Origin of the sequence: Streptomyces tendae, assembly GCF_014650435.1 — a bacterium.
GTDB lineage: Bacteria > Actinomycetota > Actinomycetes > Streptomycetales > Streptomycetaceae > Streptomyces > Streptomyces tendae.
In genome coordinates this window covers 202,124-217,165 of record NZ_BMUY01000003.1, presented here as the reverse complement: position 1 = coordinate 217,165, position 15,042 = coordinate 202,124, and the positions used below count along the sequence as shown (strand labels likewise).

At 73.5% G+C, this 15,042-nt stretch carries 14 protein-coding genes; 9 read left to right on the top strand and 5 right to left on the bottom strand.

Going from position 1 to position 15,042, the window contains the following annotated elements:
- Window positions 1-64: 64 nt before the first annotated feature.
- Both IE258_RS09725 and IE258_RS09720 read right to left on the bottom strand, forming a co-directional pair.
- Window positions 65-874 (bottom strand): DUF3097 domain-containing protein, encoded by an 810-nt coding sequence (locus IE258_RS09725; protein WP_189741670.1) that lies wholly within the window; start codon window positions 872-874, stop codon window positions 65-67.
- A gap of 34 nt (window positions 875-908) precedes the next feature.
- On the bottom strand, window positions 909-1,643 hold the full coding sequence (locus IE258_RS09720) for an MBL fold metallo-hydrolase (RefSeq protein WP_189741667.1): 735 nt from the start codon (window positions 1,641-1,643) through the stop codon (window positions 909-911).
- Between the two features lie 157 nt (window positions 1,644-1,800).
- On the opposite strand from IE258_RS09720, the gene hrcA reads away from it, so the two are divergent.
- From hrcA to IE258_RS09700, 4 genes are all read left to right on the top strand, one after another.
- Window positions 1,801-2,817, top strand: coding sequence for a heat-inducible transcriptional repressor HrcA (gene hrcA, locus IE258_RS09715; RefSeq protein ID WP_189741664.1), 1,017 nt, complete (start codon window positions 1,801-1,803; stop codon window positions 2,815-2,817).
- Complete coding sequence (dnaJ, locus tag IE258_RS09710; RefSeq protein ID WP_003976250.1) at window positions 2,818-3,954, top strand: molecular chaperone DnaJ; 1,137 nt, start codon at window positions 2,818-2,820, stop codon at window positions 3,952-3,954.
- Window positions 3,955-4,042: 88 nt separating this feature from the next.
- Window positions 4,043-5,137, top strand: a complete 1,095-nt coding sequence (locus IE258_RS09705; protein WP_189741661.1) for a nitronate monooxygenase — start codon at window positions 4,043-4,045, stop codon at window positions 5,135-5,137.
- The gene (locus tag IE258_RS09700) at window positions 5,134-5,883 is read left to right on the top strand and encodes a 16S rRNA (uracil(1498)-N(3))-methyltransferase (protein WP_189741658.1); all 750 of its coding nucleotides are present in this window, start codon (window positions 5,134-5,136) and stop codon (window positions 5,881-5,883) included. The genes IE258_RS09705 and IE258_RS09700 overlap by 4 nt, the downstream gene beginning before the upstream one ends.
- Window positions 5,884-5,922: 39 nt before the next feature.
- Here IE258_RS09700 and IE258_RS09695 read toward each other — a convergent pair whose 3' ends face one another.
- Window positions 5,923-6,300 carry a hypothetical protein gene (locus IE258_RS09695; RefSeq protein ID WP_189741655.1) on the bottom strand — a complete coding sequence of 126 codons (378 nt, stop codon included), beginning with the start codon at window positions 6,298-6,300 and terminating at the stop codon, window positions 5,923-5,925.
- A 73-nt stretch (window positions 6,301-6,373) separates the two neighbouring features.
- On the opposite strand from IE258_RS09695, the gene IE258_RS09690 reads away from it, so the two are divergent.
- The 5 genes from IE258_RS09690 to IE258_RS09670 all read left to right on the top strand — a co-directional run bounded on the left by IE258_RS09690 (window position 6,374) and on the right by IE258_RS09670 (window position 12,603).
- Window positions 6,374-6,889, top strand: a complete 516-nt coding sequence (locus tag IE258_RS09690; protein ID WP_189741652.1) for a hypothetical protein — start codon at window positions 6,374-6,376, stop codon at window positions 6,887-6,889.
- A gap of 67 nt (window positions 6,890-6,956) precedes the next feature.
- Complete coding sequence (locus IE258_RS09685) at window positions 6,957-10,160, top strand: S41 family peptidase (protein WP_189741649.1); 3,204 nt, start codon at window positions 6,957-6,959, stop codon at window positions 10,158-10,160.
- A 136-nt stretch (window positions 10,161-10,296) separates the two neighbouring features.
- Window positions 10,297-10,650, top strand: a complete 354-nt coding sequence (locus IE258_RS09680) for a histidine triad nucleotide-binding protein (RefSeq protein WP_189741645.1) — start codon at window positions 10,297-10,299, stop codon at window positions 10,648-10,650.
- Between the two features lie 28 nt (window positions 10,651-10,678).
- Window positions 10,679-11,584, top strand: a complete 906-nt coding sequence (locus tag IE258_RS09675; RefSeq protein WP_189741642.1) for a ribonuclease Z — start codon at window positions 10,679-10,681, stop codon at window positions 11,582-11,584.
- A 20-nt stretch (window positions 11,585-11,604) separates the two neighbouring features.
- On the top strand, window positions 11,605-12,603 hold the full coding sequence (locus IE258_RS09670) for an adenosine deaminase (RefSeq protein ID WP_189741639.1): 999 nt from the start codon (window positions 11,605-11,607) through the stop codon (window positions 12,601-12,603).
- Between the two features lie 19 nt (window positions 12,604-12,622).
- On the opposite strand, the gene IE258_RS09665 is transcribed toward IE258_RS09670, so the two are convergent.
- Window positions 12,623-13,972 carry an MFS transporter gene (locus IE258_RS09665; protein ID WP_189741636.1) on the bottom strand — a complete coding sequence of 450 codons (1,350 nt, stop codon included), beginning with the start codon at window positions 13,970-13,972 and terminating at the stop codon, window positions 12,623-12,625.
- A gap of 174 nt (window positions 13,973-14,146) precedes the next feature.
- On the bottom strand, window positions 14,147-14,944 hold the full coding sequence (locus tag IE258_RS09660; protein WP_189741633.1) for an IclR family transcriptional regulator: 798 nt from the start codon (window positions 14,942-14,944) through the stop codon (window positions 14,147-14,149).
- Window positions 14,945-15,042: the final 98 nt, after the last annotated feature.

Here is a 15,042-nt window from a genome sequence, read left to right as displayed (position 1 = left end):
GACCCGGGGGCGCTGCCCCCGGACCCCCGCTCCTCAAACGCCGGAGGGGCTGAAAACAGCCGCCCTACGCCGTCACGAAGTCGATCAGCTCCTCCACCCTCCCCAGCAGCTCCGGCTCCAGGTCCTTGTACGACCCCACCCGGGCCAGGATCGCCTGCCACACCGCCCCCGTGTTCTCTGACGGCCACCCCAGCGCCCGGCACACTCCCGTCTTCCAGTCCTGACCGCGCGGCACCCGGGGCCAGCCCTCGATCCCCACCGACGACGGCTTCACCGCCTCCCAGATGTCGATGTACGGGTGGCCCACCACCAGCGCGTGCTCGCTCGTCACCGCCTCCGCGATCCGCCACTCCTTCGAACCCGGCACCAGGTGGTCCACCAGGACGCCCAGCCGTGCGTCGGGGCCCGGGGCGAAGTCGGCGACGATCGCCGGGAGGTCGTCCACGCCGCCCAGGTACTCCACCACCACGCCCTCGATGCGCAGGTCGTCGCCCCAGACCTTCTCGACCAGTTCGGCGTCGTGCCGCCCCTCGACGTAGATGCGCCCGGCGCGCGCCACCCGCGCGCGGGCGCCGGGGACGGCGACCGAACCGGACGCCGTACGGGAGGGGGCGGACCGCGCCGGGCCGGAGGAGGACGGGCGGACCAGCGTCACGACCCGGCCCTCGAGGAGGAAGCCGCGCGGCTCCATCGGGAACACCCGGTGCTTGCCGAAGCGGTCCTCCAGGGTCACCGTGCCCGCCTCGCAGCCGATCACGGCGCCGCAGAAACCGGTGCCGGGCTCCTCGACCACCAGGCCGGGATCGGCCGGTACCTCGGGAACCGGCTGCGGTTTCTTCCACGGAGGGGTCAGGTCGGCGGAGTACTGGCGCATTCTGCCGACGATACGAGGAACGCCCGCCCCGTGATCAACGCGACACGCCGAACCGGGCGGCCAGCGCGTCCCGTTGGGCCCGGACGAACGCCGCGTGAACCACCGCTCCGTGACCGGGTACGTACAGCGCGTCGTCGCCGCCCAGGGCCAGCAGCCGGTCCAGGGCGGCCGGCCAGCGCTCCGGTACGGCGTCGGGGCCCGCCTGCGGCTCGCCGGACTCCTCGACCAGGTCGCCGCAGAAGACGACCGCCGGGGCGCCCGGCACCAGCACCGCGAGGTCGTGCCCGGTGTGCCCCGGGCCCACGTCGGCCAGCAGGACCTGTCGTCCACCGCCCAGGTCGAGCGGCTGCTCGCCCCGGACCTCGTGCCGGACGGGGGAGAGCGCCTCGGCCGCTTCCCGCGCCGCCCCGGGGTCCAGCCCCTCCGCCACCGCGTCCGCGCGCAGTGCCCGACGTCCCTGTCCGCCCGGCGCGAACAACGCGTCCGTGCCCGCCGTGCCGTACACCTCCGCGTCCGGGAAGGCCGCTGCGCCGAAGACGTGGTCGAAGTGCGGGTGGGTCAGCGCGAGATGTGTCACACGGCGACCGGCGAGCCGCCGCGCCGCCTCGCGCAACCGGGCGCCCTCGGCCAGGCTCGAACCCGCGTCCACCATCAGTGCCGCGTCCGCGCCGAGCACCAGCCCCGCCGTGCAGTCCCACCCCGGCAGCCGGCACCGCCCCACCCCGTCCGCCAGCCGCTCCCAGCCAAGCTCTGCCCAAGTCACCGTCACGGCGACGACGCTAACGGCTTGGTCCCGGCCTTGCCGGGGGCGTACCCCACGGCCGTACACTGGGCCGGGGAAGTCTGGCACTCGCGAGCCATGAGTGCCAGGACAGACAGGTAAGACAGGCCGAAACGGGCGGACGACAGCTGGAGGTGCGCGCCGAATGCTCAGTGAACGCAGGCTGAAGGTGCTGCGCGCCATCGTCCAGGACTACGTCGGCACCGAGGAACCGGTCGGTTCCAAGGCCCTCACCGAGCGGCACAACCTCGGCGTCTCCCCGGCCACCGTGCGCAACGACATGGCGGCCCTGGAGGACGAGGGGTTCATCGCCCAGCCGCACACCAGCGCGGGGCGCATCCCGACCGACAAGGGCTACCGGCTCTTCGTCGACAAGCTGGCCGGCGTCAAGCCGATGACCGCGCCCGAGCGGCGTGCCATCCAGAACTTCCTGGAGGGCGCCGTCGACCTCGACGACGTCGTGGCCCGCACGGTGCGGCTGCTCGCGCAGCTCACCCGGCAGGTCGCCGTCGTGCAGTACCCGTCGCTGACCCGCTCGACCGTGCGGCACGTGGAGCTGCTCTCGCTCGCTCCGGCGCGCCTGATGCTCGTGCTGATCACGGACACCGGCCGGGTCGAGCAGCGGATGGTCGACTGCCCGGCGCCGTTCGGCGAGGCGTCGCTTGCCGATCTGCGGGCGCGGCTCAACAGCCGGGTCGCGGGGCGCCGTTTCTCGGATGTGCCGTCTCTGGTGGAAGATCTGGCGGAGCCCTTCGAGGCCGAGGATCGCGGTACGGTCTCCACCGTGCTCTCCACTCTCCTGGAGACGCTGGTCGAGGAGAACGAGGAGCGGCTGATGATCGGCGGCACCGCCAATCTGACCCGCTTCGGGCACGACTTCCCCTTGGTGATCCGGCCGGTGCTGGAGGCACTGGAGGAGCAGGTCGTGCTCCTCAAGCTGCTCGGCGAGGCGAAGGATCCGGGCGTGACCGTACGGATCGGTCATGAGAACGCCCACGAGGGACTCAACTCAACGTCCGTCGTGTCGGTCGGCTACGGTTCGGGCGGCGAGGCGGTTGCCAAGCTCGGCGTGGTCGGACCGACCCGCATGGACTACCCGGGAACGATGGGAGCGGTACGCGCAGTGGCACGGTACGTCGGACAGATCCTGGCGGAGTCGTAGGTGGCCACGGACTACTACGCCGTACTCGGCGTGCGCCGCGACGCCTCCCAGGACGAGATCAAGAAGGCGTTCCGGAGGCTCGCGCGCGAGCTGCACCCGGACGTCAACCCCGATCCGAAGACCCAGGAGCGGTTCAAGGAGATCAACGCCGCCTACGAGGTGTTGTCGGACCCGCAGAAGAAGCAGGTCTACGACCTCGGCGGCGACCCCCTCTCGCAGGCAGCCGGCGGTGGCGCGGGCGGCTTCGGCGCGGGTGGCTTCGGGAACTTCTCGGACATCATGGACGCGTTCTTCGGTACGGCGTCGCAGCGCGGGCCGCGCTCGCGCACCCGCCGCGGCCAGGACGCGATGATCCGCATCGAGGTCGAGCTGGACGAGGCCGCGTTCGGTACGACCAAGGACATCCAGGTCGACACGGCCGTCGTCTGCAACACCTGCAACGGCGAGGGCGCGGCGCCCGGCACGTCCGCCCAGACCTGTGACATGTGCCGCGGCCGCGGCGAGGTCTCGCAGGTCACCCGGTCCTTCCTGGGCCAGGTCATGACCTCGCGGCCCTGCCCTCAGTGCCAGGGATTCGGCACCGTGGTCCCGACCCCGTGCCCCGAGTGCGCGGGCGACGGCCGGGTCCGCTCCCGGCGCACCCTGACGGTGAAGATCCCGGCCGGTGTCGACAACGGCACCCGGATCCAGCTCGCCGGCGAGGGCGAGGTCGGCCCCGGCGGCGGCCCCGCCGGCGACCTGTACGTCGAGATCCACGAGCTGCCCCACTCCACCTTCCAGCGCCGCGGCGACGACCTGCACTGCACGGTCACCATCCCGATGACGGCGGCGGCCCTCGGCACCAAGGTGCCGCTGGAGACCCTGGACGGCATGGAGGAGGTCGACATCCGCCCGGGGACACAGTCCGGCCAGTCGATCCCGAAGCACGGCCGGGGCGTCACCCACCTGCGCGGCGGCGGCCGGGGCGACCTCATCGTGCACGTCGAGGTCACCACCCCGGGCAAGCTCGACCCCGAACAGGAACGCCTCCTGCGCGAGCTGGCCAAGCTGCGAGGAGAGGAACGCCCGACGGGGCAGTTCCAGCCGGGGCAGCAGGGGCTGTTCTCCCGGCTGAAGGACGCGTTCAACGGGCGCTGACGCCGTACGCCGCGATGCGGATGCTTCTGGCGTATGCCAACGGAAGCCCGGATTCGGACTTGTGCGGAGGACGTGACAACATGCCGTCATGTCCTCCGCACTGACCGATCTCTTCCCCTACCCGATCGTGCAGGCGCCCATGGCGGGCGGCGTCTCCGTGCCGCAGCTCGCGGCCGCGGTGTCCGAGGCGGGCGGGCTGGGATTCCTGGCCGCCGGGTACAAGACCGCGGACGGGATGTACCAGGAGATCAAGCACCTGCGGGGACTGACGAGCCGGCCCTTCGGCGTCAACCTCTTCCTCCCGCAGCCGGAGACGGCCGACCCCGCCGCCGTCGACGTCTACGCCCACCAGCTGGCCGGCGAGGCCGCCTGGTACGAGACGGAGCTGGGCGACCCCGACTGCGGCCGGGACGACGGCTACGACACCAAACTCGCCGTACTGCTGGACAACCCGGTACCGGTGGTGTCCTTCCACTTCGGCGTCCCGAGCCGTGAGGTCGTCGACTCCCTGCACCGCGTGGGCACCTTCGCCCTGGTCGGCGCGACCACCGTGGACGAGGCCCGGGCCGTGGAGCAGTCCGGCGCCGACGCGGTGATCGCCCAGGGGGTCGAGGCAGGCGGCCACCAGGGCACCCACCGGGACAACCCGGAGACCGGCGGCTCGGGCACCGGCCTGCTGGCGCTGGTCGCCCAGGTCCGGGAGGCGGTGAGCCTGCCGATCGTCGCCGCCGGCGGCATCATGCGCGGCTCCCAGATCGCCGCCGTCCTCGCCGCCGGCGCGAGCGCGGCCCAGCTCGGCACCGCCTTCCTGGCCACCCCGGAGTCCGGCGCGCACGACCTGCACAAGCAGGCGCTGACCAACCCGCTGTTCGTCCGCACCGAACTCACCCGGGCCTTCTCCGGCCGCCCAGCCCGCGCCCTGGTCAACCGCTTCCTGCGCGAGCACGGCCCCTACGCCCCCGCCGCCTACCCCGAGGTGCACCACCTCACCGCGCCGGTGCGCAAGGCGGCGGCGACGGCGGGCGACGCGCAGGCCATGGCACTGTGGGCGGGACAGGGCCACCGGATGGCCCGGGAACTGCCCGCCGGACAGCTGGTGGAGGTGCTGGCGGCCGAACTCGCCGCCGCCGGGACGGCGTTGGCCGGGTTGTCGGGCTACCCGACGGGAGGCGGCGCCCGATGACGGCACCGGTGTTCGTGGTCGACTCGCTGCGGCCGGAGGACCTGCCCGCGGGGGAGTACGTCCTCGACGGCCCCGAGGGACGGCACGCCGTCTCCGTGAAACGGCTGCGGGCGGGCGAGGACGTCGTCCTCACCGACGGGAGGGGCCGCTGGGCCGAGGGCGTCGTGTGGGCCGCCGAGGGCAAGGACCGCCTGGTCGTCACCGTCCCGGGCGGTGTGCGCGAGGAGCCCGCCGAGCAGCCCCGCATCACCGTCGTCCAGGCCCTGCCCAAGGGCGACCGCGGTGAGGTGGCCGTCGAGACGATGACCGAGGTCGGGGTCGACGCGATCGTGCCCTGGGCGGCGTCGAGGTGCATCACGCAGTGGAAGGGCGAGCGCGGGCTGAAGGCGCTCGGCAAGTGGCGGGCGACGGCCCGGGAGGCCGGCAAGCAGTCCCGCCGGGTGCGCTTCCCCGACGTCGCGGACGCGGCGACGAGCAAGCAGGTTGCCCCACTTCTGGCCGAGGCCGACTTCGCCGCCGTACTCCATGAGAGCGGCGAGGAACCCCTGTCCGCCGCCGAACTCCCCGCCACCGGCGACATCGTGCTGGTCGTCGGCCCCGAAGGCGGAGTGTCCCCGGACGAGTTGGCCCTGTTCGCCGAGGCCGGTGCGAAGCCATACCGGCTGGGCCGCAGCGTGCTGCGCACCTCCACCGCGGGCACCGCCGCGACCGCCGTACTCCTGACCCGCACCGGCCGCTGGTCCTGACCGCGCCCGGTGCCGGGTCCGGTCCCGTGACGGCCCCGGTCAGCCGTCGGTGGCGGCGACCACGGCGGGGAACAGCTCCCAGCCGTCCAGCTCCACCGGCCGGCCCCCGGGCCCGGGCAGGAGCGCCCGCCGCCCGGCCTCCTCGACCAGCGCCCGTACGACACCGGGTTCGCGCAGGTTGAGCAGGTTGCCGCGGCCGTCGCCCACGCAGCCCTCGTACCAGTAGTCGCCCTCCGAGGTGTATCGGCCGGAGTCGGGCGCGCCCGCGAGAAAGACGAATCGGACCCGGAGCCCGTCCCGGTACAGCGTCAGCGCGTCCCGCCAGACGCCGTCGCGGCCCCGTTTTTGCCGGTGACTCCACAGCCAGGTGGTGCGTTCGTCCACGACGAGCCTGCGCTGCCTGCGGTCGTCCCCCATGGCGCCAACGGTAGTTGAGGAGTGGCCGTATGCGCTCTACCGCCGGTCCCCGAGCGGTGGCAGGCTGCCCTCCATGGGGGCATTGAGACGGATTTGGCGCCTGGCTCCGGTGGTCGTCGGCTCGGCCGTCGCCGTCGGCGGGCTCGTCGCGTGCGAGCCGGGCGGACTCGGCACCGCGACCGTGGCGTACACGACCGACCAGACCGTGACCCGCGAACTGGAGCGGCAGAAGGCGGAGGTGAGCCGGCTCACCTGCACCGGCTCCTACGGCGACAAGGGGACCACGGCCTCGGCGACCGCGAAGGCGGTCGTCTCCGTCCACTGCGAGGGCAGGACGGACGCCGGCCAGGACATCACCGTCGACGGCAAGGTCACCAAGGTCGTCAACGGCGCCTGCGTGCGCGGGAACCTGACCGCGAAGGTGGACGGCAAGGAGTGGTTCCGGGTCAAGGGCCTGGGCGACTGCGACGCCACCAGCGCACCGCCCGCCGACCGCCCCTCCGACGGCCGGCCGGGGCCCACCGTGACCGTCACCCGGACCATCTGGTGCCCCGACGACCCGCACTGCGGCCCGGTCGAGGGCAAGTGACCGGGCGGTGGCCCTGGCCGGGAAGTGATCCAAACCTCTGTCGGCGGGGCGCGCCCCTGCATAGGGTATGGGGGTGACTCAGCCCGCAGCGCCTGCCTACCTCCGCTTTCCGCACCCGCACGGCGAGTTGGTCGCCTTCACCGCCGAGGACGACGTGTGGCTCGCCCCACTCGACGGCGGCCGGGCCTGGCGGGTCAGCGCCGACAACGTGCCGGTGAACCACCCGCGCATCTCGCCCGACGGCACCACGGTCGCCTGGACCTCCACCCGCGACGGCGCCCCCGAGGTGCACGCCGCGCCCGTCGACGGCGGCCCCGCCAAGCGCCTCACCCACTGGGGCAGCATCAGGACCCAGGTACGCGGCTGGACCGCCGACGGCCGCGTCCTCGCCCTCAGCACCTACGGCCAGGCCAGCCTGCGCCGCAGCTGGGCCCGCGCCGTCCCGCTCGACGGCGGACCCGCGGCCACCCTGCCGTACGGCCCCGTCGGCGACGTCGCCCAGGGCCCGCACACCGTGCTGCTGTCCGCGCCGATGGGCCGCGAGGCCGCCTGGTGGAAGCGCTACCGGGGCGGCACGGCGGGCAAGCTGTGGATCGACCGCGAGGACGACGGCGAGTTCGTCCGCCTGCACGCCGACCTCGACGGCAACATCGAGTACCCCTTCTGGGTCGGCGACCGCATCGCCTTCCTCTCCGACCACGAGGGCACCGGCGCCCTCTACTCCTCCCTCGCCGACGGCTCCGACCTGCGCCGGCACACACCAGTCGACGGCTTCTACGCCCGGCACGCCGCCACCGACGGCACCCGTGTCGTCTACTCGTCCGCCGGTGAGCTGTGGACCCTCGACGACCTCGACGGTGCCGAGCCGCGCCGCCTGGACATCCGGCTCGGCGGTGCCCGCGTCGACCTCCAGCCGTACCCGGTCAACGCAGGCGGCTGGTTCGGCTCCGCGTCCCCCGACCACACCGCGCGCGGCAGCGCCGTCGCCGTACGCGGCGGCGTGCACTGGGTCACCCACCGCTCCGGACCGGCCCGCGCGCTCGCGGCCGCCCCCGGTGTGCGCAACCGGCTGCCGCGCACCTTCCGTGCCGAGGGCGAGGAGTGGGTGGTGTGGGTGACGGACGCCGAGGGCGACGACGCCCTGGAGTTCGCGCCCGCCACCGGGCTCGCCCCCGGAGCCACCGCACGGCGCCTGGCCGCCGGACAGCTCGGCCGGGTGCTGAACCTCGCCGCGGCCCCCGACGGCAGCCGCGTCGCCGTCGCCTCGCACGACGGACGGATCCTGCTCGTCGAGCGCGAGAGCGGCGAGGTCCGGGAGGTCGACCGCAGCGAGGACGGCGACGCCTCCGGCCTCGTCTTCTCGCCGGACTCGGCCTGGCTCGCCTGGTCGCACCCGGGTCCGGAGCCGCTGCGCCAGCTCAAGCTCGCCAACACCACCGACCTGTCGGTGAGCGAGGCGACGCCGCTGCGCTTCAAGGACTACTCGCCGGCCTTCACCCTGGACGGCAAGCACCTCGCCTTCCTCTCCACCCGCTCCTTCGACCCGGTCTACGACGAGCACGTCTTCGACCTGGCCTTCGTCGAGGGCGCCCGGCCCTACCTGATCACCCTCGCCGCGACCACGCCCTCGCCCTTCGGACCGCAGCGCCACGGCCGCCCCTTCGAGACGCCGGACCGGGAGGAGACCCCCGACAGCGAGGGCACCCCGACCACCCGGATCGACATCGAGGGCCTCGCCGACCGCATCGTGCCCTTCCCGGTCGAGGCCGCCCGCTACTCCCGGCTGCGCGCCGCCAAGGACGGCGTCCTGTGGCTGCGCCACCCCCTCACCGGCGTCCTCGGCGCCTCCCGCGCCAACCCGGAGGACCCCGACCCCAACACCGAGCTGGAGCGCTACGACCTCGCCCAGCAGCGCGTCGAGCACCTCGGCGGCGACGCCGACCACTACGAGGTCAGCGGCGACGGCAAGCGGGTGCTGCTGTGGACCGACGGCCGGCTCAAGGTCGTGCCCAGCGACCGGCGGGCGTCCGGCGACGAGGACAGCGACACCAACATCACCGTCGATCTGGCCCGGGTCCGCCAGACCGTGGAACCGGCCGCCGAGTGGCGGCAGATGTTCGACGAGACGGGCCGCATCATGCGGGACCACTTCTGGCGGGCCGACATGAACGGCGTCGACTGGGACGGCGTCCTGGACCGCTACCGGCCCGTCCTGGACCGTGTCGCCACCCACGACGACCTGGTGGACCTCCTGTGGGAGGTGCACGGCGAACTCGGCACCTCGCACGCCTACGTCACCCCGCGCGGCGGCCACGGCTCCGGTGCCCGGCAGGGCCTGCTCGGCGCCGACCTCTCCCGCCACGAGGACGGCACCTGGCGCGTCGACCGCGTCCTGCCGTCCGAGACCTCCGACCCCGACGCCCGCTCCCCGCTCGCCGCGCCCGGTGTCGCCGTGCGCGCCGGGGACGCGATCGTCGCGGTCGCGGGACAGGCCGTGGACCCGGTCACCGGTCCCGGACCACTGCTCGTCGGTACGGCGGGCAAGCCGGTCGAGCTCACCATCTCGCCGTCCGGCGGCGGGGAGGTGCGGCACGCCGTCGTCGTCCCGCTCGCCGACGAGGAGCCGCTGCGCTACCACGCCTGGGTCGCCGACCGGCGTGCCTACGTCCACGAGAAGTCCGGCGGCCGGCTCGGCTACCTGCACGTGCCCGACATGCAGGCGCCCGGCTGGGCCCAGATCCACCGCGACCTGCGCGTCGAGGTGGCCAGGGAGGGCCTGGTCGTCGACGTCCGCGAGAACCGCGGCGGGCACACCTCCCAGCTGGTGGTCGAGAAGCTGGCCCGGCGCATCGTCGGCTGGGACCTGCCGCGCGGCATGCGGCCGACCAGTTACCCGCAGGACGCGCCCCGCGGGCCGGTCGTCGCGGTCGCCAACGAGTTCTCCGGCTCGGACGGCGACATCGTCAACGCGGCGATCAAGGCGCTGGGGATCGGGCCGGTCGTCGGGGTCCGCACCTGGGGCGGCGTCATCGGCATCGACAGCCGCTACCGGCTGGTGGACGGGACGCTGATCACGCAGCCGAAGTACGCGTTCTGGCTGGAGGGGTACGGCTGGGGTGTGGAGAACCACGGCGTCGACCCCGACGTCGAGGTCCCCCAGCGCCCCCAGGACCACGCGGCGGGCCGCGACCCCCAACTGGACGAGGCGATCACGCTCGCACTGGCGTCCCTGGACGAAACCTCGGCGAAAACACCGCCCACGCTGCCGTAACCCGCGGCGCGGCCATAGCTGCGCCCACCCGTGCCGCCCCAAGCGGCACGACTGCCCGCAGCTATGTTGCCCGCAGCTGGGGCGGTGGTGGCCGATACGATGCTCATTGGAAGATCACCGGCGTGAGGAGTGCCAAGTGACTGGCGAGCCACAGGACGACTGTCTGTTCTGCAAGATCGTCGCAGGCCAGATCCCCGCGACCATCGTCCGCGAGACGGACACCACCGTCGCCTTCCGGGACATCAACCTCCAGGCCCCCACCCACGTCCTGGTGATCCCCAAGGCCCACCACAAGGACGCCGCGGCCCTCGCCGCCGAGGCCCCGCAGCTCGCCGCCGACGTGCTGCGCGAGACCCAGGCCGTCGCCGACGACGAGAAGCTGGACAGCTACCGCATCGTCTTCAACACCGGCAGCGGCGCCGGACAGACCGTCTGGCACGCGCACGCCCACGTGCTCGGCGGCCGCGGCCTCGAATGGCCTCCCGGATAGCCCGGACAGGACCGGACCACCACCCACCATGTCCGTACGTGAACTCGTCGTCCTCGGCACCGCCAGCCAGGTCCCGACCCGGCACCGCAACCACAACGGCTACCTGCTGCGCTGGGACGGCGAGGGCATCCTGTTCGACCCCGGCGAGGGCACCCAGCGCCAGATGCTGCGCGCCGGGGTCGCCGCCCACGACCTGAACCGGATCTGCGTCACGCACTTCCACGGCGACCACAGCCTGGGCCTCGCCGGGGTGATCCAGCGCATCAACCTGGACCGGGTCCCGCACGAGATCACCGCCCACTACCCGCGCTCCGGGCAGCGTTTCTTCGAGCGCCTGCGGTACGCCACCGCCTACCGCGAGACCGTCGCCCTCACCGAGGCCCCGGTCGCCGCCAACGGCCCGCTCGCGGTGACCCCCGCCTACACCCTGGACGCCCGCAGGCTGTCGCACCCCGTCGAGTCGTACGGCTACCGGCTCACCGAGCCCGACGGCCGCCGCATGCTGCCCGACCGCCTCGCCGCGCACGGCATCAAGGGCCCCGACGTCGGCCGCATCCAGCGCGACGGCTCGCTGCACGGCGTCCCGCTCGACGAGGTCAGCGAGGTCCGCCGCGGCCAGCGGTTCGCGTTCGTCATGGACACCCGGCTCTGCGAGGGTGTGCACGCGCTCGCCGAGGGATGCGACCTGCTCGTCATCGAGTCGACCTTCCTCGACGAGGACGAGAACCTCGCCACCGACCACGGCCACCTCACCGCCGGGCAGGCCGCGCGGGTGGCCCGGGACGCGGGCGTACGGCACCTGGTGCTCACCCACTTCAGCCAGCGCTACTCGGATCCCGAGGAGTTCGAACGGCAGGCACGCGCGGCCGGTTACGCGGGCGAGCTGACCGTGGCCCGCGACCTCACCCGCGTACCGGTTCCGAAACGTCGGTGAAACCGCCGTACGATGCTCTGATGCCCCTGCCCAAAGCTGAACTGCACCTCCACATCGAAGGCACCCTGGAGCCGGAGCTGGCCTTCGCGCTGGCCGCCCGCAACGGCGTGTCCCTGCCGTACGCGGACGAGGACGCGCTGCGTGAGGCGTACCGCTTCGCGGACCTCCAGTCCTTCCTGAACCTGTACTACGAGCTGATGGCCGTCCTGCGCACCGAGCGGGACTTCGAGGACCTCGCGAACGCCTACCTCGCCCGCGCCGCCGCCCAGGGTGTCCGGCACGCGGAGATCTTCTTCGACCCGCAGGCCCACCTCGCCCGGGACGTGGAGATGGGCACGGTCATCGAGGGGCTGTGGCGGGCACTGGGCGCCAGTCGTGAGAACCACGGCGTCTCCACCCGGCTGATCCTCTGCTTCCTGCGCGACGAGTCCGCCGAGTCGGCGATGGCGACGCTGGACGCGGCCAAGCCGTACCTCGACCGCATCACCGGCGTCGGCCTGGACTCCGCCGAGGTCGGCCACCCTCCGGTCAAGTTCCGCGAGGTGTACGAGGCCGCCGCCGCCCTCGGCCTGCGCCGGGTCGCGCACGCCGGCGAGGAGGGGCCGCCCGCGTACGTCGTCGAGGCCCTCGACGTCCTCGGCGTGGAGCGGATCGACCACGGGCTGCGCTCGGTGGAGGACCCGGCGCTGGTCGAGCGGCTGGTGCGCGAGCGCGTCCCGCTCACCCTGTGCCCGCTGTCCAACGTGCGGCTGCGCACGGTCGACACCCTCGCCGACCACCCGCTGCCCGCGATGCTCGACGCGGGCCTGATGTGCACGGTGAACTCCGACGACCCGGCCTACTTCGGCGGCTACGCGGGCGACAACTTCGACGCCGTGCGCCAGGCCCTCGGCCTGACCGGGGAGCGGCTGCGGGAGCTGGCCCGCAACTCGTTCCTCGCCTCCTTCCTGGAGGACGACGAGGAACTGCGCGCGCGGTACCTCGCGGAGGTCGAGGCGTACCAGTTCCCCGCCGCCTAGCGGCTCCTCCGCGCAGGGCTCAGCCCGGCCCGGACCCCGGTGTGGCCGCCGCCTGCCGGGGTCCCGCCGTGTCGTAGGCGCCCTGGACGGCCACCGCCGGGGCCTCCACGTCGATCTCCACGACCGGCTGCTCCACGGCACCGACCTCGGGCACCGCACCGCTCGGCGTGCCCGTGGCGGCGGCGACCAGCGCGGCCGGGGTGCCGCCGCGGCGGCGGATCGCGCCGGGCAGCAGCGGGCGGCCCGCGGTGTGCAGGGCGACGGCGGTCAGCGGCGCGGCGAGCAGCAGCAGTCCGGCGGCCAGGACCAGCCCCATGCCCGCGTAACCGGCCTGCGCCGACAGGACGCTGCCGGCCAGCGGTCCGGCCGCGGTGCCCAGCGAGGACGCCGAGCCGACGAGCACCGCCCACCGGCCGCGCGCGTCGAGCGAGGCGGCGAGGCCGATCAGGTACGACAGCACGACCGGGTAGACGGTGTTCCAGGCGATCTCGCCGGTCGCGAAGGCCGTCGGCGTCGTCGCCGACGCGCTCACCGCGATGCAGCCCGCGATGAGCACCGTGCCGGCGCCGACGGGCATCGCCCGCCCCAGCCGCGGCCCGAGCGCACCCGCCACCAGCACGCCCACCAGGCCCGCGCCCAGCGCGACGGCGAACACGGCCCCGAGGGCGGCGTCGCCCAGTCCGGCCTGTGTCAGCCCGATCCGGCCGCTGACACCCCACAGCGAGTTCTGGGCCAGGGACCAGCACAGCACCGTGACGGCCAGGACGAGTCCCGAACGGCGGTGGGGGAGCGGCGCGGTGGCGTCGGCGCCGGGTGCGGCCGGGGAGGCGGCCGCCGGGCCCGGCAGGCGGCCGGTCAACGGCCACACCGCCAGCGCCGTCAGGGCGATCGCGGCCAGCGGCAGCCCGTGCGCCCGGCCGAGGTGCGGCACCGTCAGATACACCGCACCGGCCAGCGCCGACACGCTCAGCAGGCCCACCGTGGAGGCGCGGTGGGGATCCTTCTCGGCGGCGATCCGGGTGGCGGCGACCGTCATGGCCGTGCCCGATCCGAAACCGCCCACGACCGCGCCGACGACGACGGCCGGGACGGCCGTGGTGAGCGCGGCGGCGCCGTAGCCGAGGACGGCCAGTGCGAGGCCGAGCCGGGCCAGTGTCCGGGCGCCGACGCGCTGCACCCGGGAGGCCAGCAGGAAGCCCGCGGTCGCCGAACTCAGCAGCAGCGCGCTGCCGACGGCGCCCGCCTGCGTGGTGGACAGCGGAAGGCTGGTGTCGAGCCTGCCGACGGTGGTGGGCAGCAGGTACGGAGGCAGGTACCCGGCCGTGAAAAGGGCGACGAGGGGCCAGGGGGTGGTGCGGGGGGCGAACACGGGCGTTCCCAGGGCATGCGAAAGGACGGTGGGAAGGGAGGGGGGCGACGACCGTCGACCGACGAGGACGCGCGGGCAATTTGTATCAAGCGGAAGGAGCCCCGAAACAGGCGGGTCGGTGTGATCTACGTCACATACCTGTTTGGAGGTTTGGAGGCTGGGTAACAGCGAGCGCTAACGCCAGTGGATCGAGCCGCCTCCGGCCGGAACCGTCGCCTCCAGTTTTGCCCTGATCTCCCGCATCACCGCCACGATCCGCGCCTCGTGATCCGGCGTCAGCCGGGCCACCGGCACCGAGCAGCTGACCGCGTCCAGCGCCGGGGCGTCGTAGCGCAGCGCGAAGCCGAAACCGACGATGCCGGCCACGCCCTCCTCGCGGTCGACGGAGTATCCGCGCTCCCTGGTCCGGGCGAGATCGGCCATCAGGGCCTCCCTGCTGGTGTGCGTGTTCGGGGTGAACGCCTCGTACGGCCCCTCGGGCAGGTCCGCGTCCGGCCGCTCCGCCAGCAGCGCCTTGCCGAGGGCGCCCACGTGGGCGGGCAGCCGGCGTCCCACCCGGCTGATCGTGCGCAGGTACTCGTGCGACTCCCGGGTGGCCAGGTACGCCACGTCGTGCCCGTCCAGCCGCCCCAGGTGGATGGTCTCGCCCAGCGCCTCGGACGCCTCGTCGAGGTACGGCCGCACCGCCCGCACCCGGGGGTCGGAGTCCAGGTAGCTGGTGCCGGTGAGCAGGGCGTGGATGCCGATGCCGTAGAGCGAGCCGGTGACGTCGGTGCGGACCCAGCCGCGCGAGATCAGGGTCTGCAGCAGCGCGTACATCGAACTGCGCGGCACCCCCAGCTCGTCCGCCAGTTCCTGGAGGCGGGCCGGACGGTCGCCGCGCGCGGCCAGCACCTCCAGCAGTTCCACCGTGCGCGCCGCGGACTTCACCTCGCGGACGCCGCCCGGCGTCGCGTCCCCAGTCTCCGACATGGGCCGATCGTAAACGGATGCCCCCCGACCCATTGACGCCCAACGGTCACCTCTCTAATCTCCATCTCCGTACGTAGACGTCATCTACATACGGAGAC

Bases quoted from the DNA above. Each gene is read 5' to 3' on its own strand.
- IE258_RS09725 (WP_189741670.1), bottom strand. From the start codon at position 874: ATGCGCCAGTACTCCGCCGACCTGACCCCTCCGTGGAAGAAACCGCAG.
- hrcA (WP_189741664.1), top strand. From the start codon at position 1,801: ATGCTCAGTGAACGCAGGCTGAAGGTGCTGCGCGCCATCGTCCAGGAC.
- IE258_RS09705 (WP_189741661.1), top strand. From the start codon at position 4,043: ATGTCCTCCGCACTGACCGATCTCTTCCCCTACCCGATCGTGCAGGCG.
- IE258_RS09700 (WP_189741658.1), top strand. From the start codon at position 5,134: ATGACGGCACCGGTGTTCGTGGTCGACTCGCTGCGGCCGGAGGACCTG.
- IE258_RS09695 (WP_189741655.1), bottom strand. From the start codon at position 6,300: ATGGGGGACGACCGCAGGCAGCGCAGGCTCGTCGTGGACGAACGCACC.
- IE258_RS09690 (WP_189741652.1), top strand. From the start codon at position 6,374: ATGGGGGCATTGAGACGGATTTGGCGCCTGGCTCCGGTGGTCGTCGGC.
- IE258_RS09685 (WP_189741649.1), top strand. From the start codon at position 6,957: ATGGGGGTGACTCAGCCCGCAGCGCCTGCCTACCTCCGCTTTCCGCAC.
- IE258_RS09675 (WP_189741642.1), top strand. From the start codon at position 10,679: ATGTCCGTACGTGAACTCGTCGTCCTCGGCACCGCCAGCCAGGTCCCG.
- IE258_RS09670 (WP_189741639.1), top strand. From the start codon at position 11,605: ATGCCCCTGCCCAAAGCTGAACTGCACCTCCACATCGAAGGCACCCTG.
- IE258_RS09660 (WP_189741633.1), bottom strand. From the start codon at position 14,944: ATGTCGGAGACTGGGGACGCGACGCCGGGCGGCGTCCGCGAGGTGAAG.